Source organism: Vibrio coralliilyticus ATCC BAA-450, from assembly GCF_000176135.1.
Classification (GTDB): domain Bacteria; phylum Pseudomonadota; class Gammaproteobacteria; order Enterobacterales; family Vibrionaceae; genus Vibrio; species Vibrio coralliilyticus.
The window spans coordinates 794,378-815,399 of sequence record NZ_ACZN01000018.1; the positions used below are offsets into that span (position 1 = coordinate 794,378).

Here is a 21,022-nt window from a genome sequence, read left to right on the forward strand (position 1 = left end):
ATTACTCCATCATTTTCTCAATTGGTAGTACCAGAATTGAGCTCGCACCCAGTTCTTTCAGTTGTTCCATGGTTTCCCAGAACAGGTTTTCAGTACTGACCAAATGAACAGCCACTTTCTGTTGGTCTGCAGAGAGAGGTAATACAGTTGGATCTTCCGCACCAGGTAGCAATGACTTGATTTGGTCTAACTTATCCGTTGGAGCGTGTAGCATGATGTACTTCGACTCTTTCGCTTGCTGTACACCCTGCATTCGAGTCAACAGTTTTTCGATTAGCGCCACTTTGTCCGCATCGAATTCGCCTGTACGTTGAATCAACGTTGCTTTTGATTTAAAGATGATTTCCGCTTCTTTTAGGCCGTTCGCTTCCAATGTTGCACCAGTAGAAACTAAATCAGCGATGGCGTCAGCAAGGCCAGCACGTGGAGCAACTTCAACAGAGCCAGTCAGCATACAGGTAGAAAATGGTACACCTGCTTCATCCATGTACGCTTTAAGCAGTTGTGGGTAGGTGGTTGCAATTCGCTTCCCTGCCAGATCTTGAGGGCCGTTGTACTCTTCATCTTTGTCGATGGCGATAGACAAACGGCAACCACCGAAATCGAGACGACGAAGTGGCACAAACTCGCTTGGTTCACCCAAAGCGATACGGTCAAGACGGACTTCTTCAAGCTCGTTTTCACCAATGAAACCAAGGTCAACGACACCATCCATAATCAGGCCAGGGATGTCGTCATCACGAACTAACAGTAGGTCAATAGGCATGTTCAGCGAGTGAACGACTAAACGCTCACCCATGATGTTGAATTTTACGCCGCACTTTTTAAGCAGTTCTTGGCATTCTTTGCTTAGGCGACCTTTCTTTTGGATTGCGATTCTTAGGCGTTGTGTTTGCATTGCTTTTATCCCTGTGCAAATTAATTTTTAAATCGTTAAAACTAAAAAACCCTCGGAAGAGTTGGTCTCCCGAGGGTTCTGAATCTTGTAGTTTGCGATTTCTGCCTCCGGGAGTTTCCTGTCCCCCGGGTATGCGTACATCTCCCGAAAGACTAGACTGGGTGATGATGGTGATGAATGTTCATTACAAAATTACGCATACTTATAAGCTCTTCAGTTCGCTTGCTTGGTAACCACACTAACCAAGGCAAAACCATTTTTCAACTAAAAATTAAAGATTTTTTCAGTTTGTATAAGACAAATAAAAAGGGAGCGAAAGCTCCCTTTAAAATTCTTTTATCGTTCAAATCATTAAACGTTTTGACAGCTTGCCATCTTCGCTTTTGAAAGAATCGATAGCAAGACACAGACGCCAACAAAAGCAACTGCGGATACAGCGAATGAGATACCTACAGATGCAGTCATACCCAACGTGATGAAACCAATACAAGAGACAGCAGCGACAGATAGTGCATACGGCAGCTGAGTGGCTACGTGATCAATATGGTTACAACGTGCGCCCGTTGAAGAGAGAATCGTCGTATCTGAAATTGGTGAACAATGGTCTCCAAATACCGAGCCTGCCAATACAGCACTTAGCATAGGCAGCATCAGAGCAAGATCCGTTGCACCTGCCATATCACCAGCAATTGGTAGCATTATACCAAACGTACCCCATGATGTGCCGGTAGAGAACGCCATCAGACCAGATAGCAAGAAAAGGATAACTGGCAACCAATGGGGGTTGATATTACCTTGTGCTAGTGTCGATAGGTATTTACCAGTGTTCATATCACCGATCACAGAACCAATAGTCCAAGCAAATATTAGGATCAGAATCGCACCAAACATCGATTTCGCACCGATCCAAAGCGTGCGAGATATTTCGCTAAATGCGATACCTTGCTTAAGCACTGTAAACAGAGCTACAGCCAACCCGACAAGACCACCGTAGATCAACGAAGTACCTACATCTGTGTTCTCAAAAGCGCCCAGAACATTAAAGGCTTTGTCATCTGCGGTTAATGCCTGTCCGCCCGTATATAGCATTGAGGCAATCGTTGCAACAATCAGGAATACAATCGGTAGAACTAAGTCGGAAACTTTACCGCCTTCACTTTCCTGAATATCCAATTCTTCATTAATATCATGAGCTTCTTGAGAGTCATCAGCTTGTTCTTTTTCAAAGCCGTGCCCTTGAGATGCTGCGATTTCATGGTTACGCATCTTGCCAATATCAAGACCAAACCAAGCCACTGCAAATACCATTAGCAAAGCGAAAACAGCGTAAAAGTTCATTGGAATAAGGCGTACATAAGCACCAAGGGCAGAATACTCAGTGATGCCATGAGAGACGAGAATGCCACCAATGATCGTCATGATGTAAGCACCCCAACTAGACGCAGGCATGATCACACACATAGGTGCTGCGGTTGAGTCTAAGATGTAGGCCAGCTTAGCGCGGGATACATAAAAGCGGTCCGTAACAGGTCGAGAAATCGCACCAACGGCTAGGCTGTTAAAATAGTCATCAACAAAAATGAATACGCCTAGAAAAGCCGCCAGTAACTTAGAACCACGTTTACTTTTAACGCGAGATTGCGCCCACTCTGCAAAAGCGCGAGTACCACCAGACAACGTCAATAACGCTGTCATCATACCAAGCAATAGCAAGAAACCGACAATACTCATGTTCCAAGTATTGATACCGCCATCTTCGATGAAGACGCTTGATACTGTAGAACCAACGTAGCTTAAAGTATCACCCACCGAATAGTCATTTAGAAGTATCGCTCCAAGAGCAATACCAACACCTAAAGACACCAATACACGACGAGTAATAATTGCCAAACTCAGAGCTACCAAAGGAGGTAACAAAGAAATAGGGGATGATGCAAAATCAATTAAATTCATGATCTTCAAAAACCAGTAATAAATGGTTAGAGATCTACTGCAGACAAATTGAAGGAAAGATTTCCAAGCAATTAAGTTGAACTAAGCGAAAGGGAAGCGAAAACTTCACCCTGCCCTACAGTAGCGCTCCATAGTTTTACAAAATTATAGACTATGGCAGTGTTACCCCTTTCGAGTGTAACCCCAGCAAGCATCTTTGATTTGAATACTCACTTCGGCGAAACAACCTTTCGTATTTGTTCATTGGCATCACCCCAACAAACACTACTGATTTATTTCGCGCCTCTACCGCGAGTGTTGATATTTTAAACTGTCAAAAATAGTTTTTAACAACAATTTAACCAACACATCGCATTAGGTGGCGCCCATTGTACTCATCTAAAGCACCATTTCAATACATCATGCCAAATTTACTCACTCTAATTGTTAACGCAACAGTGCGTAAGGTTTCTCAACAATTGCATAGCCATCAACCAATATCATATTCAGGCTACTCAATATGAATCTAATTATTCAGAATTTGAGTAGCCAATGCGGAATTATACGTCTGAAACTAGGTATTAAGCTCTAACAACGAAAATTAGAGTGAAAAATTCGTGAATTGATGAAGATTTGTTACTATCTTGATAAATAGCTGACAAAAGGATAATCCAAATAATTTTGACGTTATAAAATATAATATCGCTCAACGTATGAAACTTATCCGCTATAAGTATTGTCAAAATCACAAAACCACCGATATTTTATGCAACAAAAACTTGTTGATTAAATTGAAAGGTCTCATTATTCAAATGAGCTAGCGATTAATTAATAAATTTTTATAACAATTTAACCAGAAAATATTGTATTGCTAATAATACGGGTTTAATATTTATTTTATCGGCTCCTTAAATAAGTGGGAATTTACATGTCGGAACTAACAAAAACTCTATTAAACATTCGCAGTCTACGCGCATTTGCGCGTGAGCTAACTCTGGAACAACTAGAAGAAGCTCTAGACAAATTATCAACTGTTGTAGCTGAACGTAAAGAAGCTGAAGAAGCTGAACGTGAAGCTCAAGCGGCACAAGAAGCTAAATTAGCCGATATCGCAGAACAAATTAAGCAACTAGGTCTAGATAAAGACATGGTTATTTCTGCACTTGCAGGTGAAGCAGCAGGTAAGCCAAAATCTAAACGTGCTCCTCGCCCAGCAAAATACAAATACCTAGATAACACTGGTGAAGAAAAGACGTGGACAGGTCAAGGCCGCACGCCTTCAGCAATCCAAGAGCAACTAGACGCAGGTAAATCACTAGACGATTTCCTTATCTAATTGAATTTATAGAAGTGTTGTGACTCAACACTTTTATAAAACAAAAGAGAAGCCTCGCAATGCGAGGCTTTTTTGTAATTATATGTTGCTAATTAGCGTTCCCAGTATGCTTCTTCCAAACTATCTTCACGCTCAGGCAAACCTCGAGACAAGCGCGGAGAATGTTGTACTAATACTTCGTAACTGGCACGATTTGAATATTTACATACCTGAGAGAAAGAAGAATATGTCAGGTAAGTGTGGGCATGCTTACTCGAATTAGGCACATTTTCTTTATGGTATTTATTCGCAGCCATATCATGTAACAGTGCAGATAATGCTGCATCTCCAGCACCGTTGGTGTTTTTAATTTTCTCCGGGCCACCCATGTAAGGAGATATATGTGAATACACTTTGATTGGGTTGTCACACGCCCATTTTGCAGCAGGGCGGCTGAACTCATATCGGTTAAATTCAGCAATACTACCAGGGAGTAATGGCAGAGAAGTCTGACGTTTAGCCGCTTCTTCCGTATAACCCGCCATAAATAAACCTACAGGGCCTGCGGTACAAAGCACCAAGTCCACCCATTCAAGCGTTTTATCTGATGCGGCTAGTGGATCAGATTCGCCCGTTAGCGCTTCTGCTTCATCTTCATTCATTGCAACAACACTGACGTGGTCACGTAAAAAGTTTTGCCAAAATACTGGATCATCTTGAATAACGAATTTCGTTCCAAGTGTCAGTACAACAGGAACGTTATATTTCTTCGCATATTCGATCGCTTTCATCGTAGCATCTGGCATTGGGTCACCTTCTTTACAACGAACCAAATAAGCCGTGAGCACTAGAGCAGAAGCATTTTCAAAAATATGTTCCGGAATACTATTTGGGTGAAGCTGGTTCATCTGACCTTCACTGATGGCAAACGTACGCTCACCATCATCAGAGATCAAAGCAAAACAGCGACCAATTGCACCATCAACACCTTGTAAATAATTAAGATCCATTCGACTGGAAGTGTTGCACAAATAGCGGAAACCATAGCTACCGATCTTAATATCCTGACTCATTACACCCAAAAGTGTTGAGCGGTCATCAGCTAGAACAGAATAGTTATGAAGAGTGTTACCAATCGTGCCACCAGCGTATTCATTGGTAATCAGTCCATTTTCCTTTAGCTCATTATAGAGCGCTTCCGCAGTCACATCGTCAATAACCAGTGAGTGACCTTTACTCAATTGGTACTTCTCAATGAGTTCCGAACTAACTTTCGCTTCAATATCCACCAAAGTTTGGTCAATACCGATAATGTGCGTACTGGACATTTTCTTGCTTTCTTGAGATTGACTCACTAAAGGGTCACGCGCATGGACAGGAAAATAGTGCTTGGACTTTCGTTGGCCTGGAAACTTCATAACAAAATATTCTGAGTAAGGGGTCAAAGGATGCCGGATTCTACCGCGCACTACCTGACGCGGCAATAACCGGAATTATAGCAAACGATTGCGATAAAAATTAAATTCTACCTATCGAGAGGTAATAAATAAGAAGTGTTAAAGAGAAAGGAAGATCTTAAGCAATTAACGCGAAGAGTTTCTCGGCACCGTACCCATTAATAGCAAAAGCCAACTGACTACCAGTTGGCGTATGATGACAACTTATTCGCCTTCCATAAAACTAATGTCCGGCAGGCGGTCAAGGTGCTCTGAGTAACGTTTGAGATTAAACTCACCTTCGTTTTTCATTACGTCGAAGATCTCAATAGAGACAGCACAAGCCATCATTGCAACAGCCTCGTCTCGCGGTGTTCCTGTCATCATCAAACGCATCAAAGTTTCTTTCACTTTGAGCGGTTCACCATCTTCCAACTGATTCTCAACAATTTCAATCAGCTCTGCTTCTGCCATGAATTGACTGTCATCACTCATATTTTTGTACCTTGTCTAACTTGAATTTTGCCAACTATGCCACATATAGCCTGTCTATAGTGAAAATTCGCAGATTAAGATAGTGAACGAGTAAAATTGCGGCAAATTTGAAGTGTGAGTTCGATCTCGGATCTGTCACCTCGAAACGCTTTCTGTTAAGATCTGCCTCCAGTTAAATTGTGTGGTGTTTAGTAATGTCTGAGAACTGTACTGACAACAGTAAAAAGAAAGTTATCGTCGGCATGTCTGGCGGTGTGGACTCATCCGTTTCCGCGTATCTCCTAAAGCAACAGGGCTATCAGGTCGAAGGTCTGTTCATGAAGAACTGGGAAGAAGACGATAACGAAGAATACTGTACAGCTGCAGAAGACTTGGCCGATGCACAAGCGGTTTGTGACAAGCTGGGAATACACCTTCACACCATTAATTTTGCTGCCGAATACTGGGACAACGTGTTTGAGTATTTTCTGGCGGAATACAAAGCGGGTCGCACACCGAACCCAGACATCCTTTGTAACAAAGAAATCAAGTTCAAAGCTTTCCTTGAGTTTGCAGATGAAGTACTAGATGCAGATTACATTGCAATGGGTCATTACGTTCGACGTACTTTCCCTGATAACGGTGAGAAGCCTCAAATGCTGCGTGGCCTAGATGGCAACAAAGATCAAAGCTACTTTCTGTATACACTGAGCAGTGATCAGATAGCTCGCAGCCTGTTCCCTGTGGGGGAACTAGAAAAACCTGAAGTACGCCGAATCGCCGAAGAGCAGGACCTTATTACCGCGAAGAAAAAAGACTCGACAGGTATATGCTTCATCGGTGAACGCAAGTTTACCGACTTCCTATCTCGTTATTTGCCAGCTCAGCCAGGCAAAATTGAGACACCTGAAGGCAAAGTAATCGGTGAACACCAAGGTTTGATGTATCACACATTGGGTCAGCGTAAAGGTCTGCATATCGGCGGTCAGAAAGGCGGCGGTGGTAATGAAGACCCGTGGTACGTGGCAGACAAAGATCTTAAACGTAACGTACTAATTGCGGTACAAGGTGCTGAACACCCATTGTTAAAATCCCAGGGACTCATTGCTTCTCAGCTTCATTGGGTTGATCGAGAGATAATTAAGGCACCGCTTCAATGCAGTGTGAAAACACGTTACCGTCAAACGGATATCCCTTGTACCATTATCCCAATTGATGACGAAAATATTAAGGTCATTTTCGACGACCCTCAGGTAGCCGTAACCCCTGGCCAATCTGCGGTATTTTATAAAGATGATGTTTGCCTTGGTGGCGGCATCATTGAAAAACGTATTTAATTCAATGTATTTTCAGGAGTAATACTACGTGGCTAACGCTCTTTACGACCGCACCATCGCATTTGCAGGAATTTGCCAAGCTGTCGCTCTGGTTCAACAGGTCGCGAAAAACGGTCACTGTGACTCTGACGCATTTGAAACTTCGCTCAAAGCTATCTTAAACACAAACCCAAACAACACCGTGGGTGTTTATGGTAGAGAATCAGATTTGAAACTCGGCCTAGAATGCTTGGTGAAAGGCATCGATAGTACGCCTTCTGGCAGTGAAGTAACTCGCTATATCATTAGCCTGATGGCGCTTGAACGTAAGCTAAGTGGACGTAACGATGCAATGTCTCAATTGGCTGATCGTATTCAAATGATAGAGCGACAACTTGATCATTTTGAGCTGCTAGACGACCAGATGATCAGCAACCTTGCCAGCGTATATTTAGATGTCATCAGCCCAATTGGACCGAGAATTCAAGTAACTGGAACCCCTTCTGTACTGCAACAGACAGGTAACCAACATAAAGTTCGAGCCTTGTTACTATCAGGTATTCGCAGTGCTGTACTATGGCGCCAAGTCGGCGGAAAGCGTCGTCACCTCATTTTCGGACGCAAAAAAATGGTTGAACAGGCTCAAATCCTCTTAGCCAGAATGTAATGACTTAACAATACAGCTCGCGCCTATCGCGAGCTGATTTTTTCTACCAAAATAAACTTAACGCAAACGATTGCGCAATCTGCGTGACAATCTATGCGGTTATTGGTATAAAGCACACGAAATTTAGAAACTCAATTCAGGAGAACATCATGGAACTGTCAGCACTGACTGCTGTTTCACCAGTAGACGGCCGTTACGGAAGTAAGACGATTGCACTTCGCAGCATTTTTAGCGAATTTGGCCTTCTAAAGTACCGCTCTATCGTTGAAATTCGTTGGCTGCAGAAGCTTGCTGCAACTGATGCAATCAAAGAAGTACCAGCTTTCAGTGCAGAAGCAAACCAGTTTCTTGATGATCTTGCCGCTAACTTCAGTGAAGAAGACGCTGCTCGAATTAAAGAAATTGAGCGTACGACGAACCACGACGTAAAAGCTGTTGAATACTTCCTGAAAGAAAAGGTTGCAGGTGTACCAGAGCTCCATGCCGTCAATGAATTCCTTCACTTTGCTTGTACTTCAGAAGACATTAACAACACGTCTCACGCACTAATGCTTAAAGAAGCTCGTGATGAAGTAATTCTTCCTGAGATCAAAAACATCATTGACGCTATTAAAACACTTGCTGTTGAATACCGCGATATTCCTCTTCTATCTCGTACACACGGCCAGCCAGCTTCTCCATCTACTATGGGTAAAGAAATGGCGAACGTGGCGTACCGTATGGAGCGTCAATACAAGCAAATCGCTAACGTAGAAATCCTAGGTAAGATTAACGGTGCTGTAGGTAACTACAACGCTCACCTATCTGCTTACCCAGAACTAGACTGGCACAAGTTCTCTGAAGAGTTCATCACTGAGTCACTAGGCGTTACTTGGAACCCTTACACAACTCAGATCGAACCACACGATTACATTGCTGAACTATTCGATGCGGTTGCACGTTTCAACACTATCCTAATAGACTTTGATCGTGACGTTTGGGGTTACATCGCACTAGGTCACTTTAAGCAGAAGACAATCGCTGGTGAAATCGGTTCTTCAACCATGCCTCACAAAGTTAACCCAATCGACTTTGAAAACTCTGAAGGTAACTTAGGTCTTGCTAACGCAGTATTCGGCCATCTAGCACAGAAACTACCAATCTCTCGCTGGCAGCGTGACCTAACTGACTCAACCGTTCTACGTAACCTAGGTGTTGGTGTTGGCTACGCAATCATTGCTTACACTTCTACGCTGAAAGGTATCAGCAAGCTAGAAGTGAACCGTGAAGCACTACTTGCTGAACTAGACCAAAACTGGGAAGTTCTTGCTGAACCTGTGCAGACTGTTATGCGTCGCTACGGCATCGAAAAGCCATACGAGAAGCTCAAAGAGCTAACTCGTGGTAAACGTGTAGATGGTGAAGCAATGCGTAACTTTATCGACGGCCTTGAGCTACCAGAGCACGAGAAAGCTCGCCTAAAAGAGATGACGCCAGCGAACTATATTGGTCAGGCAATCGAGCTCACTGACAAACTGTAAGATCAAGCACCGATAAAATTTAAGGGTTGACGTGAAAGCGTCAACCCTTTTTTATACCTACTCGTAGATGGGTATTACATTAACTACACATCTGACTTTTGAAAGAACAAAGTGATTTTGCCTACTTCAAAACCTAACTTTCGGATACTCGTAATATTAAAGACATGTCGCTCGTCTTGCCTGAATAACCAATCGTCAAAAGCTACAGTTACCTTTGAACCATCCACGACGAGCTCAAAGTCATATACCCAGTGGAGCGCATTACCCACTTCGTTACCTTTCGCAGTACCTAGTATGTCTCCAGCTTCTCCTTCGTAGGTACTATCGCTCAATCGCTTAATCTTCCAGATTCTCTGGTCAAGCTCGCCATCGTCAAATACAAAATCTTCAACAAGTGTTAAAGTATCTCCATCGATTGAGCCTACAATATCGACCTTAAAACGACGTTGCTGCTTGTTGGTATAATCCTGAACCATCCCCCAAGCGGTCACCTCGCCGTCAAAGTACTCGAATAGATTGAAAGCAGGTGTGCTGTCTTTATATTCAGAGATATCTGCAGAACACCCCGTTAGTAAAACGAATAGGCTAGCGAAAATAAACGTTTTAATCTTTCGCATTCTATTTAGCTCCTATCAGTTCTTGCCTGAGTTTTGGGTATTGCGTCTGTGGAGACAACCAGATCGCGAGAAACGCATCATTTAATTGAGGATCGGTAATAGAACCTATCAACTGATTTTTTTCGCTGAGAGAGGAAAAAAAGAATCTGCCTATATCTCCATCGGAGACATAGATCAGTTGTTGGCCATCTTTGATGTCTGGAAAAATGTCTTCGAGCTGAGTCACCCAAGAGCTAGTGTCGGAATAACCCAGTTTTTCCCATTGCTCGATAGTGGCATCGACCAACTGTTTTTGACTAATATCTCTTTGATACTCAATGGATAACGCGAGTGGATGTGGTGAAACATCTTCACTCTGTGCGTAGTCGCCAGAGGGTGTAAGAAGCTGAGATTTGTATACGTCAAAAAAGAAATAAGTGAGCTGTGCGCTACCCACTTTACGCCATTCCTGCCATTGTTCATCGTTAGCAGTATTTGCTTCTACACTTGCGCTAACAATCAAAGAGCTAGCGATCAACCCTGCCAGCATACCCCATTTTATCCGATGCATTTCCATAAACCTTTATTATGACTGCCGCAATCAGCAGCCATTCCACCATTAATACAAGAAGTGTGGTTGTCGTTGGTAAAGGAAAATAGACCGCGCCCAATTTTTCTCCTGCTAAATAACTGAGCGTTCCTCCAACTCCCCCGAAAATAGATACGAGCAAGATAGAAAATCGGCTCACTATTGGCACAAGAAAATATGCATACCAAACAAAAATAAACCAAAGTGCCATAAGCCAAATAGGGAATTCATTGAATTCAAAACGAAAAATGCCAAGCGCCATATTGGCGTAATCGACCATGACACCGAATAACGCCATCAAAAACACTCGCTCAAGCTTAATCGGTGCAACTAATTGGCTGTATACATAGGTACCAACGACAAGGCTAACTGCTAACCACTGCAGTTTCTCCTGACCAAATACTGCGATGATCCAGACAATTTGAAACCAGAGAGAATAGAAAATTAGCCTCTTCGTCGTCATATTCACGCCTTTTGAAAAGTCATGTGGACAGTGCTTATACTTTTCGCTCGAAATCCACCTTCGCAGTAACAGAAATAATATTTCCACATACGGATAAACGTGTCATCAAAGCCTAATTTCCTGACATGGCTTTCGGCTGCCATAAATCTTGTGTGCCATTCTTTCAACGTCTGCGCATAATCTAAGCCTATATCAAACAAGTTCTTCAAGACTAAGTCGCTGTGTGCAGTTGTTGCTTGAGTTAAAGCAGTAATCGAAGGCAGGAAGCCACCCGGAAAAATATACTTCTGGATAAAGTCTACGTTATTACTGTAGTAGTCGTATCTTTGGTCAGCAATGGTAATGGCTTGGATTGCCATCAGTCCTTTTGGCCTTAAAAGAGACTGACACTTTTCAATGTATGAGCCCAAATACTCCTTGCCTACTGCTTCGATCATTTCAATGGATACCAGCTTGTCGTAATGCCCCTTTAGCTGCCTGTAGTCCTTTTTTAGCAGTGTTATCTTATGCTCTAGTCCCTTTTCAACTATTTGCTGCTGAGCGTACTGATACTGCTGCTCGGAAATCGTTGTGGTTGTAACGTGACAACCATATGTCTCCGCCATGTATATCGCCATACCACCCCAACCTGTACCAATCTCAATAACTCGGTCGCTAGAGGTCAGTTCAAGCTGCTGACACAACCTTTCCATTTTGTTGATCTGAGCCTGCTCTAAACTATCAGCAGTCGAGCTGAACACTGCAGCGGAGTACAACATTTCTTGGTCAAGGAACGTTTGGTAAAGCTCGTTACTCAAATCATAATGAGCACTAATATTTTTAGCCGCATTCTTCTCAGTATTTCGATTGAACCAATGCCCAAGCTGGTAAGATATTCGAGAAATAAAGCTACTCTGTCCTTCAATAGAGTCGAGTGTTTTTAAATTTAAGGCCATTAGCTCCATAAGCTTGGTTAAATCTGGGCTATCCCACCAGCCTTCCATATAAGCCTCACCCGCTGCAATACTGCCACCTTTTAGCAATCTTGCGTAAAAGCCCGGATTTTTGACTTCAATTATCGCGTGCAAGCGTGACGTCTGGGGTGCACCAAAAGTGGTCCTGTTTTCTGACTGTGAGAAAGACTCAATCACAGTTAGTGAACCTGATGTGATTTTTTTTAGGAATGACATTGCCAAACTACGCGCTGTTTTTTGTCCTGTGCTTAGTGACGATGAGTAACCTAAAGTTTGGGAGTTCATCATGTCCTATGCTCCTTAACCTGTTCTCTCGATTTATGTTTTTCAGAAGATGCTTCTGGCTTTGTTTTGTATTTAGGATGAGAGTAAAACGGGGCACCTTTACACCAGAGCTTAAGCGCATGCCAGTAGATACCGACCAACATTTTAGCTGCCATTAGCGGTGTCCTAATTAGTTGTTTTAGGAGTATCCTTGATGTAAGCGCTTGCTTACTCATGCTGAGCGTGGCATCAAATTCCTTTTTATCCCGATGGCACTCAAGATGAATCGAAAGCTTTTTCCCTAAGGGTTTTAACCGCCAAACATATTCTTGTTCTATAGGGTTAAAGGGGGACACGTGAAACGCTTTGCTGTGTCGCCACAAAGTTTCATCAAAAGCAGGAACAGCATAGTAATGCCTTTGATTCCAGGGGGTATTACTTACCTCAGCCAACAGATAACGCCAATCTCCATCCTTGTTATAAACATAGTAGAAGTTTACCGGACTGAAATAGATCCCGAGATATCTAAGATGGATGACTGCCTCAACACGACCGTCTACTTTCTCTCCTGTCAGCTCTTTTATCTTGTCAAATACCGCGTGTTTTAAATCTCCCTCTCCTAGATAATCATCCCGTTTGAATCTCGCCCAATGCCACCACTTTTGCCCGAAACCCCACACAGATTTCTCCACTGCGCTGATCTGGTCTAAATCGATACAAGGCATAAAAATTGGGTATTTTAGCTGATGCTCTACTGGACTAAAGCGGCGATGTCTTACGTCCCCAACAAGCAATGAGCAACTGTGCTCTGAGTTCATTATGCCGCACCTCTTTGGCGCTCAACTTTGTTGAGCTGTTTAAGCTCTCTCACAACATCTAAAGCACTTTTGACCCCGTCCTCATGAAATCCGTTGTACCAATACGCACCACAGAACCATACCTTGTCCTGACCATTTATTTCTTGACGTCGTCTCTGGGCCTGCATCGATTGCTCACTAAAGACAGGATGATGATAAGTAAACGTTTTGAGCACTTTATTCGGCTCAATCAGGTGCGCGCTGTTTAATGAAACACAGAATGTCACAGGCGCTTGTATATGTTGCAATATGTTCATGTTGTAGGTGAGCGTTGGCGGGCGTTCGCTCTCACCTTGCGCTCCATCTAACCAATAATTCCAAGAAGCCCAAGCTGACTTCCTCTTAGGAAGTAAGCTCTCATCAGTATGAAGCGTCACCTCATTCGCTTGGTACTCCAACTGACCCAAGACTTCACTTTCAATGCAATTAGCATCGCTAAGCAGGGCTAGCGCCTGATCGCTGTGACACGCGAAAATCACCTGATCAAAACGTTCGGTTCGATCGTCGAGTTCAATTCGCACGCCAAGTTGCTCTCGACGGACAGACTTCACAGGTGTAGACAGCTTTATGTTATCGGCGAAATCTCTTGTTAGCGGCTCAACATAAGCATTTGAACCTCCTTTTACTACATACCACTGTGGTCTGTTCAGTACGTCTAGTAATCCATGATTCAAGAAGAAGCGAGCGAAAAACTGAAGAGGGAAAGCACGCATATCTGCAAGTGTAGAAGACCATATGGCAGCCCCCATGGGTAAGATATAATTATCGCAAAAGTAGTCGCTAAATTTCTCTTCTGATAAAAAGTCTCCTAGCGTTTTTTCGGACTCTTGAGATTGTTCAACTAACCTTTTGACTTGCTTATTAAAGCGTAAGATCTCGAATATGAAAGCGTAAAACCTAGGATTGAACCAATTTCTTTTTTGCGCAAAAAGCGTAGATAACGTGTGACCGTTGTACTCCAATCCGCAATCGTCATTACGAACACTGAAGCTCATCTGCGTCGGTATACCTTCCACACCAATCTCTTCCATCATGGCCATGAAGTGCGGATAAGTTCTATCGTTATACACGATGAAACCGGTGTCGACTGCATAGCTCTCGCCTTCAACCTCAACATTGACCGTCGCTGTGTGCCCACCGATATAGTCGTTGGCTTCAAAAAGAGTAACATCATGTTGCTTGTTGAGATGGTAAGCACATGTCAACCCAGAGATACCTGTCCCGATTATGGCTATTTTCATTTTGGAATCCTCTTACTCTGAGATCAATTTAGCGGTTATTCGCTTTTGCCAGCTGTAAGGCATGGCACCGATGAAACGCAATAGCGTTGTGAATCTTCGAGGGAAGTAAATATATTGTTTTCGAGCAGCAAGCCCCTTGCGTATGGCTCGCGATGCCTGTTGTACAGTTACCAACATCGGCATAGGAAATGTGTTTTTATCAGTCAAAGGCGTTTTCACGAAACCAGGAAATATTACTGATACATAGATGTTCTTACTGGCTAAATCGAGCTGAAGGGTTCTGCCGAGATAACTCACAGCGGCTTTGGATGCGCCATAGGCCTCTGCTCTAGGCAATGCCACCTCGCTGGCGATAGAACCCACCAAAGCCACCGTGTGACCAGCTTGAAAATGGTGTTGACTTGCTTCTATAGCATTGGCAAGACCAACGACGTTGATATCAAACACGCGCTTCACAAGCTGAGCGTCTACAATGCCATCATCTATGTATTCACAATCACCAGCATTGAATATCCAAATATTCGGCGTGACTGCTAGATTCTCCAACACCTGTTTTGTGCTGGATAAGTCCGTTAAATCGAACTGAAGCGAAGTAATCAAGCTGGAGGAAGATTCAAGCTCTTCAAGTGCTTGTTTGTTTCTTCCACAAGCAATAACTTCATAGCCTTCTCGGGCGTAATCCTCGGCCAGTTGTTTGCCGATGCCAGACGTAGCGCCTGTGATTAGAACGCAAGTCATTGACCTAACCTCTGCTTAATCGTCTTTATAACCGACCCAAGCAGTGGAAGATTCTCATAAAGCATTTCGCCAAGGTCGAAGTAATCTCTGTGATATATGACTTTGCCATCTTTAAACTTCAGATGACTAACTCCATTGACTACAACCGTTTTGCCTTTTTGAAGCTTGGGGTGCTCTAGAGACATTGACCAAGTCAAGAACCCACTGTCGCCCGATTGCTGGTGCTCTTTGATGTCAAAGTCACATCGCCTGACATTTGTATATAGGCTATCGAAATAGCTTTGCAAAGCTTGCCAACCTTGAAGACGATGCGCTGAATCTTCAAAGACAACATCTTGATGATAGACATCATCTAAAAGATAGAGGTTGTTCTTGCTTAGTTGCTGATATATGTGACCAACCGACTCGACGTTCATGTCCTCTCCAATTAGTTATACAAAATATTTTTATGTACAATTCATAATGAAGATTAGGCACCTTTTATGAGTTGTACAAATATAAATTTTGTAAAAGTTTAATTTGCAGAGTTGTACGGCGGTTAAATTAGAAGGGATCAAAAAAGGCTTGATATAAAATCAAGCCTTTTCGTTAAATCAAAAACTTATGAGTTGCGTAGGGCTGCGATACGCTTATCTAGTGGAGGGTGGCTCATCAGCAACTCCGTCATTGAGCGCTTACCATTAATACCAAATGCCATCATTGAACCTTCTAACTGAGATTCATGACTCACTTTTAAGCGCTCCAAAGCTGCAATCATTTTGTGCTTGCCTACCAACTGCGCCGCACCTGCATCAGCATGGAATTCGCGGTGGCGGCTGTACCACATAGTAATGAAGCTTGCTAGGAAGCCAAATACAAGTTCAAGAACGATGGATACGCCAAAGTACACCATCATATTGCTGCCACCTTCTTCTTCATCATTAGATGAAACGATATTCGCAATGAAGCGTGATAGGAAGATGACGAACGTATTCACAACACCTTGCATTAGCGTCATAGTAACCATGTCACCATTTGCAATATGACTCACTTCGTGAGCTAGCACTGCTTCGGCTTCATCTCGAGTCATGTTGTGCAAAAGACCCGTTGAGACTGCGACCAATGAATCATTGCGCTTGGCACCTGTTGCAAATGCGTTAATGTCAGCCGAGTCATAAATAGCGACAGTTGGCATACCAATACCCACTTGCTCTGACTGTCGACGAACCGTTTCCAACAACCAGTGCTCAGTCTCATTACGAGGACTTTCGATCACCATGCCACCTACAGAGCGCAGCGCCATACCTTTCGACATCATCAATGAAATGAATGAACCACCAAAACCAAACACCGCCGCCATAATAAGCAGACCAGACAAACTGCCAGGCTGCATACCTGTAACAGCATAAACAATATTTAGAACAACACTTAGGACCAGAACAACGGCCAAGTTCGTTGCCAAAAATAACATTACTCGCTTCATTACTTTTCTCCGAAACAGGAAGCTTAATTATTTGCCTTGGCAATACGAATCTTGCGCCGAGGCTTTATATCTAACTCATAGATATAGTCTATCCCTTTTAAATACAAGGGATAGATGCAAATTGAAACATTTGTTTTCTTAACTGCAAAAATTGTGAAAGTTTTCCGTAAGAATTCACAGCCAAAATGCAGTTTGCCCGATATATTAATCAACAGCAGCAGTATTAGACTTTGGTCTTATTGTACCTAGACTGAAGCGTGCTAGATTGTTGTCAGATTAAAATATCCATGTGTGAAAAGGACAAAATCATGGTTGAAACTAACAACTATCAAATGGCTATTGACCTACTATGCTGCCACCTTGGTATTTCAGAGGAAGAAGCAAAGCAGCAACTTGGTATTTCTTCAGAGCAGCAAGCACAGAAACGTATCTCTGATACCCAGCAAGCGCTCATGGGTCTAAACCAAGATAAGTAAGTGTCAGATTATAAATACAATAAAGGCTGCCATATGGCAGCCTTTATGTTTTAGGTCACGAGGAAAAATCAACTATCAATTAGCGTGGACACATCAATATATTTCGCTAGATCTTTTTGTTTAACGCTTGGTACGTAAGGAATCTCACCCAGCTTTGGCGCACCAATTTTTTGTTCCAGCATTTCAATGATTTCAGCGTAATGCTCTGTACCAGGGTTGACTCGGTTTGCAACCCAACCAATCACTTCCAACCCATCCGCCTTAATCGCATCGACAGTCAACATAGCATGGCTTAAGCACCCCAACTTGATGCCAACAACTAACACCACAGGCAATTTCTCTTGCTGTACCCAACTAGACAGGCATTTAGATTCCGTGACCGGCACTCGCCAGCCCCCAGCCCCTTCGACCAGAACCACATCCGCTTTATCTTTATGCTCCGCTAATTTTTCACTCAACACGGAGTACTGAATTTCAATACCTTCACGCTGAGCGGCTATATGCGGTGAAGCTGGCAACTCCAAAGCGTATGGATTGACCTGATCATAGTCAACGTCAAGTGTGGAGGCTTTTTGCAGATACAAAGCATCTGAATTTCGGTAGCCTTCGCTTGTTTTCTCACTACCCGCTGCAACGGGCTTGTAGCCAATTGTTTTTAAGTCCTTTAGCGCAAGCGCGTTAAGAATTGCTTTTGAAGCAACTGTTTTACCAACATCGGTATCCGTACCAGCAATAAAAAATGCATCAATCATAGATGAATAACCCCTAAACAAACCTGATAAGTTGCAGGTAGAAGACCTTGATGGTTTTTAAACGTTTGGTATGCACGCTCAACTTCGAGTAGTGTGCGACGGCTCGTTAACCCATGTGAACGCCCGCTTACATGATTAGCTCCAATGCCCTTCAGATCGCGCATCAAAGAAAATGCAGTGTCGTACCAAACCTTCATGGTAGGCAAGTCTAGATGATGACTCTGGCAACCAGATTGCGCTAACGCAATTTTTACCTGATTGGTGCTGATAAAGTCGTTGACGTGTTGATATGCGTCAATTTGGCGCCAAGCACATTTCAGCTCTTCCAATGATCCCTCAAGCAAGGTAGAAAAATACACTTGGCCCGCTGGTTTAACAACTCTACGCATTTCTCTCAAGGGGCGTGACAAGTCTTCACACCACTGCAACGCTAAACTTGAGAATACATAGTCAACAGAAGCAGTTGGAAACGGCAAAGCTTCAGCATCTCCAAGCTGGTAGCGCATTCCTGCAGAGCCACACCTTTCCTCAGCCTTATTCAACATCTGCTGTGAAAGATCGCAGCAGATCACCAACGCACCACGTTGGCGCAGCTTGTCTGAAAAATACCCTGTCCCACAGCCAAGATCGAGGACCGTTTTATTACTTAAATCTTCAGGTAACTGATTCAGTAACCGCTCCCCTACCATTCTTTGAAAAGCAGCATGAGAGTCATAAGTATTGGCTGCTTTACCAAACGCTTCTGCAATGGCGGTTTTGTCTTGAGGCCAAGACTCATGCATCAAAATAGCGTGTTCCATCAATGCACCTTTTCCATTGAAACTTCTATGCTTTTTGCGAGTTCTTTAATTTGTGTCACCGAGTGATTCGCCGAGAGCGTCACTCTTAACCTTGCTGAATTACTAGGAACCGTGGGAGGTCGAATCGCCGTTAACCAAAAACCCGCACCCTTTAAGTCATTCGCGACTTCCAATGCAGCGCCACTCTTCCCAATCAACAAGGGTTTAATAGGTGTTGAGGTCTCTACATAACCATCAAACGAAGAAAAGTGCTGGGCGTATTCACCTTGCAGATCCGAAAGCTTGTCTCGTCGCCAATGTTGAGTTTGAACCATAGTGATCGCATGAGTTAACGCATAAGCTTGTGAAGGCGGCATAGCCGTTGAGTAAACGTGATGTCTAGCAAACTGCGTTAAATACTCACCCAATGCCTTACTACACATAATCGCTGCTCCTGACAAACCCAGAGCTTTGCCGAACGTCACTATCAGCACATCAGGTTTAACGTTCGCTACGTCACAACTCCCTCGACCGTCGCTGCCCAGAACGCCAATGCCATGCGCGTCATCAACGGCAAGCCAAGACTTATTTTCAGTGACAGCATGAATATCGGCTAACGGTGCGAGATCACCATCCATGCTAAACACCCCTTCAGTCACAACTAACGCGCTTTGCTTCATGATTACCTTCAAATGTTCAGCATCATTGTGGTGAAAGCGTTTCATCGTCGCAGGAGAAAGCATGCCAGCCTCCATTAAAGAGGCATGATTTAATTTGTCTTGGATAAGCAGATCATCTTTTTCCAACAAGCTGAAAAGTAAGGCCTGATTGGCCGAAAATCCGGAGTTAAACAATATCGCTCGTTCAAAGCCAAGCCACTCACATAACGCGGCTTGTAGATCTGAGTGCGCTTTTGAGTGCCCTGTAACCAGAGGAGATGCACCACTTCCGTTGCCATACAGATTCAAGCCCTTTTGCCAAGCATTTGACAGCTCTTTGTCTGTCGCGAGGCCTAAGTAATCGTTGCTGGAGAAATTGGTAAACAGATTGTCTCCATGCGTTAGCGTCGTGCTATTACCCGCTCCAACCATGCGCATACTGCGCTCAAGCCCCTGACGTTTTCTTTCGTTCAGAGCTCGATCAATGCGTTCACTAAACACTGGCATCGTAAAACAGATCATCCTTGGCTGGACGTGCAGCAACACGCTCTACCACACGATCAAGCAGATCATTTTCCTCAATTTCATCTGGTCGCTGGGACACTTCTTGACTGTTGATGCCCAGCTTATTGAACAACTGCATATCTTTGTCTTCGGAAGGGTTAGGTGTAGTCAGCAACTTGCATCCGTAGAACACTGAGTTAGCACCTGCCATAAAACAAAGCGCCTGCATCTGCTCGTTCATATCTTCACGACCAGCAGATAGACGCACCGCTGACTTAGGCATCAAAATACGCGCGACAGCAATAAGACGAATAAAATCGAATGGCTCAACATCATCGACTTCTTCAAGTGGTGTCCCTTTGACTTTCACTAACATGTTGATAGGAACGCTCTCAGGGTGAGTCGGTAAGTTTGCTAGCTCAACTAACAGACCAGCACGATCATTGGCACTTTCCCCCATACCAATAATCCCGCCAGAACAGATTTTCATACCGGCATCACGTACGTGAGATAAGGTATCTAGACGATCTTGGTATGTACGTGTGGTAATAATACTGCCGTAGAATTCAGGAGAAGTATCAAGGTTGTGGTTGTAATAATCCAAGCCTGCATCAGCCAGTTCAGCGGCCTGTTCAGGTGTGAGCATGCCGAGAGTCATACAGGTCTCAAGCCCCATCCCCTTCACGCCCTTAATCATTTCTGTCAGGTGAGGCATGTCACGAGCCTTAGGATTCTTCCAAGCTGCTCCCATGCAAAAACGAGTAGACCCAGCACTTTTGGCTTTTTGGGCTGCATCAAGCACGCGCTCAACTTCCATCAAACGTTCTTTTTCAACATCTGTCTGATAACGAGCACTCTGCGGGCAATACTTACAATCTTCAGGGCAGGCGCCAGTTTTAATTGAGAGCAATGTACTGACTTGTACGTGGTTGTGTTGCTGATAGTGACGGTGAACTAGCTGCGCTTCAAAAAGAAGATCCATAAACGGCTTCGCCATTAATTCGCGAACTTCGGCTACCGTCCAGTTGTGACGTACTTCCACGTGTATTCCTTACTATTATTGTTAGTTTCTTGACTTGGCTAGTCTACCGACGCGATGTAAACTGTCAACACTATTAAATTTCAAAAGTT

Annotated in this window: 22 protein-coding genes, 1 riboswitch and 1 other annotated feature; of the genes, 5 read left to right on the forward strand and 17 right to left on the reverse strand. The window is 43.6% G+C overall.

Going from position 1 to position 21,022, the window contains the following annotated elements:
• Nucleotide 1 precedes the first annotated feature (1 nt).
• Nucleotides 2-898, reverse strand: coding sequence for an ATP phosphoribosyltransferase (gene hisG / locus VIC_RS23005; protein ID WP_006962779.1), 897 nt, complete (start codon nucleotides 896-898; stop codon nucleotides 2-4).
• A 40-nt stretch (nucleotides 899-938) separates the two neighbouring features.
• Nucleotides 939-1,075 (reverse strand) — a sequence feature (His leader region).
• Nucleotides 1,076-1,249: 174 nt separating this feature from the next.
• Nucleotides 1,250-2,851: a Na+/H+ antiporter NhaC family protein gene (locus VIC_RS23010; RefSeq protein ID WP_006962780.1), complete on the reverse strand. Its 1,602-nt coding sequence runs from the start codon at nucleotides 2,849-2,851 to the stop codon at nucleotides 1,250-1,252.
• Nucleotides 2,852-2,964: 113 nt separating this feature from the next.
• Nucleotides 2,965-3,147, reverse strand: a riboswitch (Lysine riboswitch).
• A 611-nt stretch (nucleotides 3,148-3,758) separates the two neighbouring features.
• On the opposite strand from VIC_RS23010, the gene VIC_RS23015 reads away from it, so the two are divergent.
• Nucleotides 3,759-4,166, forward strand: coding sequence for an H-NS family histone-like protein (locus VIC_RS23015; RefSeq protein WP_006962781.1), 408 nt, complete (start codon nucleotides 3,759-3,761; stop codon nucleotides 4,164-4,166).
• A 92-nt stretch (nucleotides 4,167-4,258) separates the two neighbouring features.
• On the opposite strand, the gene VIC_RS23020 is transcribed toward VIC_RS23015, so the two are convergent.
• Both VIC_RS23020 and VIC_RS23025 read right to left on the reverse strand, forming a co-directional pair.
• The gene (locus tag VIC_RS23020) at nucleotides 4,259-5,563 is read right to left on the reverse strand and encodes an inosine/guanosine kinase (RefSeq protein ID WP_019275705.1); all 1,305 of its coding nucleotides are present in this window, start codon (nucleotides 5,561-5,563) and stop codon (nucleotides 4,259-4,261) included.
• 243 nt (nucleotides 5,564-5,806) lie between these two features.
• Nucleotides 5,807-6,076, reverse strand: coding sequence for a hypothetical protein (locus VIC_RS23025; RefSeq protein WP_006962783.1), 270 nt, complete (start codon nucleotides 6,074-6,076; stop codon nucleotides 5,807-5,809).
• A 194-nt stretch (nucleotides 6,077-6,270) separates the two neighbouring features.
• Between VIC_RS23025 and mnmA the strand changes: the two genes are divergently transcribed.
• The 3 genes from mnmA (at nucleotide 6,271) to purB (ending at nucleotide 9,558) form a co-directional block, all read left to right on the forward strand.
• The gene (gene mnmA / locus VIC_RS23030; protein WP_006962784.1) at nucleotides 6,271-7,392 is read left to right on the forward strand and encodes a tRNA 2-thiouridine(34) synthase MnmA; all 1,122 of its coding nucleotides are present in this window, start codon (nucleotides 6,271-6,273) and stop codon (nucleotides 7,390-7,392) included.
• Nucleotides 7,393-7,420: 28 nt separating this feature from the next.
• Nucleotides 7,421-8,038 carry a high frequency lysogenization protein HflD gene (gene hflD / locus VIC_RS23035; RefSeq protein ID WP_006962785.1) on the forward strand — a complete coding sequence of 206 codons (618 nt, stop codon included), beginning with the start codon at nucleotides 7,421-7,423 and terminating at the stop codon, nucleotides 8,036-8,038.
• 149 nt (nucleotides 8,039-8,187) lie between these two features.
• Nucleotides 8,188-9,558, forward strand: coding sequence for an adenylosuccinate lyase (purB, locus tag VIC_RS23040; protein ID WP_006962786.1), 1,371 nt, complete (start codon nucleotides 8,188-8,190; stop codon nucleotides 9,556-9,558).
• Between the two features lie 83 nt (nucleotides 9,559-9,641).
• Here the strand turns inward: purB and VIC_RS23045 are convergent, their stop codons facing one another.
• The 9 genes from VIC_RS23045 to htpX all read right to left on the reverse strand — a co-directional run bounded on the left by VIC_RS23045 (nucleotide 9,642) and on the right by htpX (nucleotide 16,721).
• Entirely contained in the window at nucleotides 9,642-10,175 is a 534-nt protein-coding gene (locus VIC_RS23045) for a DUF3833 domain-containing protein (RefSeq protein WP_006962787.1), read from the reverse strand.
• Nucleotide 10,176: 1 nt separating this feature from the next.
• Complete coding sequence (locus VIC_RS23050) at nucleotides 10,177-10,725, reverse strand: chalcone isomerase family protein (protein ID WP_172974063.1); 549 nt, start codon at nucleotides 10,723-10,725, stop codon at nucleotides 10,177-10,179.
• Nucleotides 10,682-11,206 (reverse strand): DUF2878 domain-containing protein, encoded by a 525-nt coding sequence (locus VIC_RS23055; RefSeq protein ID WP_006962789.1) that lies wholly within the window; start codon nucleotides 11,204-11,206, stop codon nucleotides 10,682-10,684. Before VIC_RS23055 ends, VIC_RS23050 begins: the two co-directional genes overlap by 44 nt.
• Before the next feature lie 2 nt (nucleotides 11,207-11,208).
• Nucleotides 11,209-12,447 (reverse strand): SAM-dependent methyltransferase, encoded by a 1,239-nt coding sequence (locus VIC_RS23060; protein WP_006962791.1) that lies wholly within the window; start codon nucleotides 12,445-12,447, stop codon nucleotides 11,209-11,211.
• Entirely contained in the window at nucleotides 12,444-13,241 is a 798-nt protein-coding gene (locus tag VIC_RS23065; RefSeq protein ID WP_006962793.1) for a DUF1365 domain-containing protein, read from the reverse strand. Before VIC_RS23065 ends, VIC_RS23060 begins: the two co-directional genes overlap by 4 nt.
• The gene (locus VIC_RS23070) at nucleotides 13,241-14,521 is read right to left on the reverse strand and encodes an NAD(P)/FAD-dependent oxidoreductase (protein ID WP_006962795.1); all 1,281 of its coding nucleotides are present in this window, start codon (nucleotides 14,519-14,521) and stop codon (nucleotides 13,241-13,243) included. Before VIC_RS23070 ends, VIC_RS23065 begins: the two co-directional genes overlap by 1 nt.
• A 12-nt stretch (nucleotides 14,522-14,533) precedes the next feature.
• Nucleotides 14,534-15,259, reverse strand: a complete 726-nt coding sequence (locus VIC_RS23075; RefSeq protein ID WP_006962797.1) for an SDR family NAD(P)-dependent oxidoreductase — start codon at nucleotides 15,257-15,259, stop codon at nucleotides 14,534-14,536.
• The gene (locus VIC_RS23080; protein ID WP_006962799.1) at nucleotides 15,256-15,675 is read right to left on the reverse strand and encodes a nuclear transport factor 2 family protein; all 420 of its coding nucleotides are present in this window, start codon (nucleotides 15,673-15,675) and stop codon (nucleotides 15,256-15,258) included. The genes VIC_RS23075 and VIC_RS23080 overlap by 4 nt, the downstream gene beginning before the upstream one ends.
• A 185-nt stretch (nucleotides 15,676-15,860) precedes the next feature.
• A complete protein-coding gene (htpX, locus tag VIC_RS23085) occupies nucleotides 15,861-16,721 on the reverse strand; it encodes a protease HtpX (protein ID WP_006962801.1) in 861 nt (286 codons plus the stop codon).
• A 308-nt stretch (nucleotides 16,722-17,029) separates the two neighbouring features.
• On the opposite strand from htpX, the gene VIC_RS26920 reads away from it, so the two are divergent.
• Nucleotides 17,030-17,197, forward strand: a complete 168-nt coding sequence (locus VIC_RS26920; RefSeq protein WP_006962802.1) for a hypothetical protein — start codon at nucleotides 17,030-17,032, stop codon at nucleotides 17,195-17,197.
• Nucleotides 17,198-17,265: 68 nt separating this feature from the next.
• Here VIC_RS26920 and bioD read toward each other — a convergent pair whose 3' ends face one another.
• Genes bioD through bioB form a run of 4 tightly spaced genes read right to left on the reverse strand, consistent with a single transcriptional unit; the run spans nucleotide 17,266 to nucleotide 20,933 of the window.
• On the reverse strand, nucleotides 17,266-17,949 hold the full coding sequence (gene bioD, locus VIC_RS23090) for a dethiobiotin synthase (RefSeq protein WP_006962803.1): 684 nt from the start codon (nucleotides 17,947-17,949) through the stop codon (nucleotides 17,266-17,268).
• The gene (bioC, locus tag VIC_RS23095) at nucleotides 17,946-18,749 is read right to left on the reverse strand and encodes a malonyl-ACP O-methyltransferase BioC (protein WP_006962804.1); all 804 of its coding nucleotides are present in this window, start codon (nucleotides 18,747-18,749) and stop codon (nucleotides 17,946-17,948) included. The genes bioD and bioC overlap by 4 nt, the downstream gene beginning before the upstream one ends.
• Nucleotides 18,749-19,894, reverse strand: coding sequence for an 8-amino-7-oxononanoate synthase (locus VIC_RS23100; RefSeq protein ID WP_006962805.1), 1,146 nt, complete (start codon nucleotides 19,892-19,894; stop codon nucleotides 18,749-18,751). Before VIC_RS23100 ends, bioC begins: the two co-directional genes overlap by 1 nt.
• On the reverse strand, nucleotides 19,881-20,933 hold the full coding sequence (gene bioB, locus VIC_RS23105; protein WP_006962806.1) for a biotin synthase BioB: 1,053 nt from the start codon (nucleotides 20,931-20,933) through the stop codon (nucleotides 19,881-19,883). Before bioB ends, VIC_RS23100 begins: the two co-directional genes overlap by 14 nt.
• Between the last annotated feature and the right edge of the window lie 89 nt (nucleotides 20,934-21,022).

Bases quoted from the DNA above. Each gene is read 5' to 3' on its own strand.
- hisG (WP_006962779.1), bottom strand. From the start codon at position 898: ATGCAAACACAACGCCTAAGAATCGCAATCCAAAAGAAAGGTCGCCTA.
- VIC_RS23010 (WP_006962780.1), bottom strand. From the start codon at position 2,851: ATGAATTTAATTGATTTTGCATCATCCCCTATTTCTTTGTTACCTCCT.
- VIC_RS23015 (WP_006962781.1), top strand. From the start codon at position 3,759: ATGTCGGAACTAACAAAAACTCTATTAAACATTCGCAGTCTACGCGCA.
- VIC_RS23020 (WP_019275705.1), bottom strand. From the start codon at position 5,563: ATGAAGTTTCCAGGCCAACGAAAGTCCAAGCACTATTTTCCTGTCCAT.
- VIC_RS23025 (WP_006962783.1), bottom strand. From the start codon at position 6,076: ATGAGTGATGACAGTCAATTCATGGCAGAAGCAGAGCTGATTGAAATT.
- mnmA (WP_006962784.1), top strand. From the start codon at position 6,271: ATGTCTGAGAACTGTACTGACAACAGTAAAAAGAAAGTTATCGTCGGC.
- purB (WP_006962786.1), top strand. From the start codon at position 8,188: ATGGAACTGTCAGCACTGACTGCTGTTTCACCAGTAGACGGCCGTTAC.
- VIC_RS23045 (WP_006962787.1), bottom strand. From the start codon at position 10,175: ATGCGAAAGATTAAAACGTTTATTTTCGCTAGCCTATTCGTTTTACTA.
- VIC_RS23050 (WP_172974063.1), bottom strand. From the start codon at position 10,725: ATGCATCGGATAAAATGGGGTATGCTGGCAGGGTTGATCGCTAGCTCT.
- VIC_RS23055 (WP_006962789.1), bottom strand. From the start codon at position 11,206: ATGACGACGAAGAGGCTAATTTTCTATTCTCTCTGGTTTCAAATTGTC.
- VIC_RS23060 (WP_006962791.1), bottom strand. From the start codon at position 12,447: ATGATGAACTCCCAAACTTTAGGTTACTCATCGTCACTAAGCACAGGA.
- VIC_RS23065 (WP_006962793.1), bottom strand. From the start codon at position 13,241: ATGAACTCAGAGCACAGTTGCTCATTGCTTGTTGGGGACGTAAGACAT.
- VIC_RS23070 (WP_006962795.1), bottom strand. From the start codon at position 14,521: ATGAAAATAGCCATAATCGGGACAGGTATCTCTGGGTTGACATGTGCT.
- VIC_RS23075 (WP_006962797.1), bottom strand. From the start codon at position 15,259: ATGACTTGCGTTCTAATCACAGGCGCTACGTCTGGCATCGGCAAACAA.
- VIC_RS23080 (WP_006962799.1), bottom strand. From the start codon at position 15,675: ATGAACGTCGAGTCGGTTGGTCACATATATCAGCAACTAAGCAAGAAC.
- htpX (WP_006962801.1), bottom strand. From the start codon at position 16,721: ATGAAGCGAGTAATGTTATTTTTGGCAACGAACTTGGCCGTTGTTCTG.
- VIC_RS26920 (WP_006962802.1), top strand. From the start codon at position 17,030: ATGGTTGAAACTAACAACTATCAAATGGCTATTGACCTACTATGCTGC.
- bioD (WP_006962803.1), bottom strand. From the start codon at position 17,949: ATGATTGATGCATTTTTTATTGCTGGTACGGATACCGATGTTGGTAAA.
- bioC (WP_006962804.1), bottom strand. From the start codon at position 18,749: ATGGAACACGCTATTTTGATGCATGAGTCTTGGCCTCAAGACAAAACC.
- VIC_RS23100 (WP_006962805.1), bottom strand. From the start codon at position 19,894: ATGCCAGTGTTTAGTGAACGCATTGATCGAGCTCTGAACGAAAGAAAA.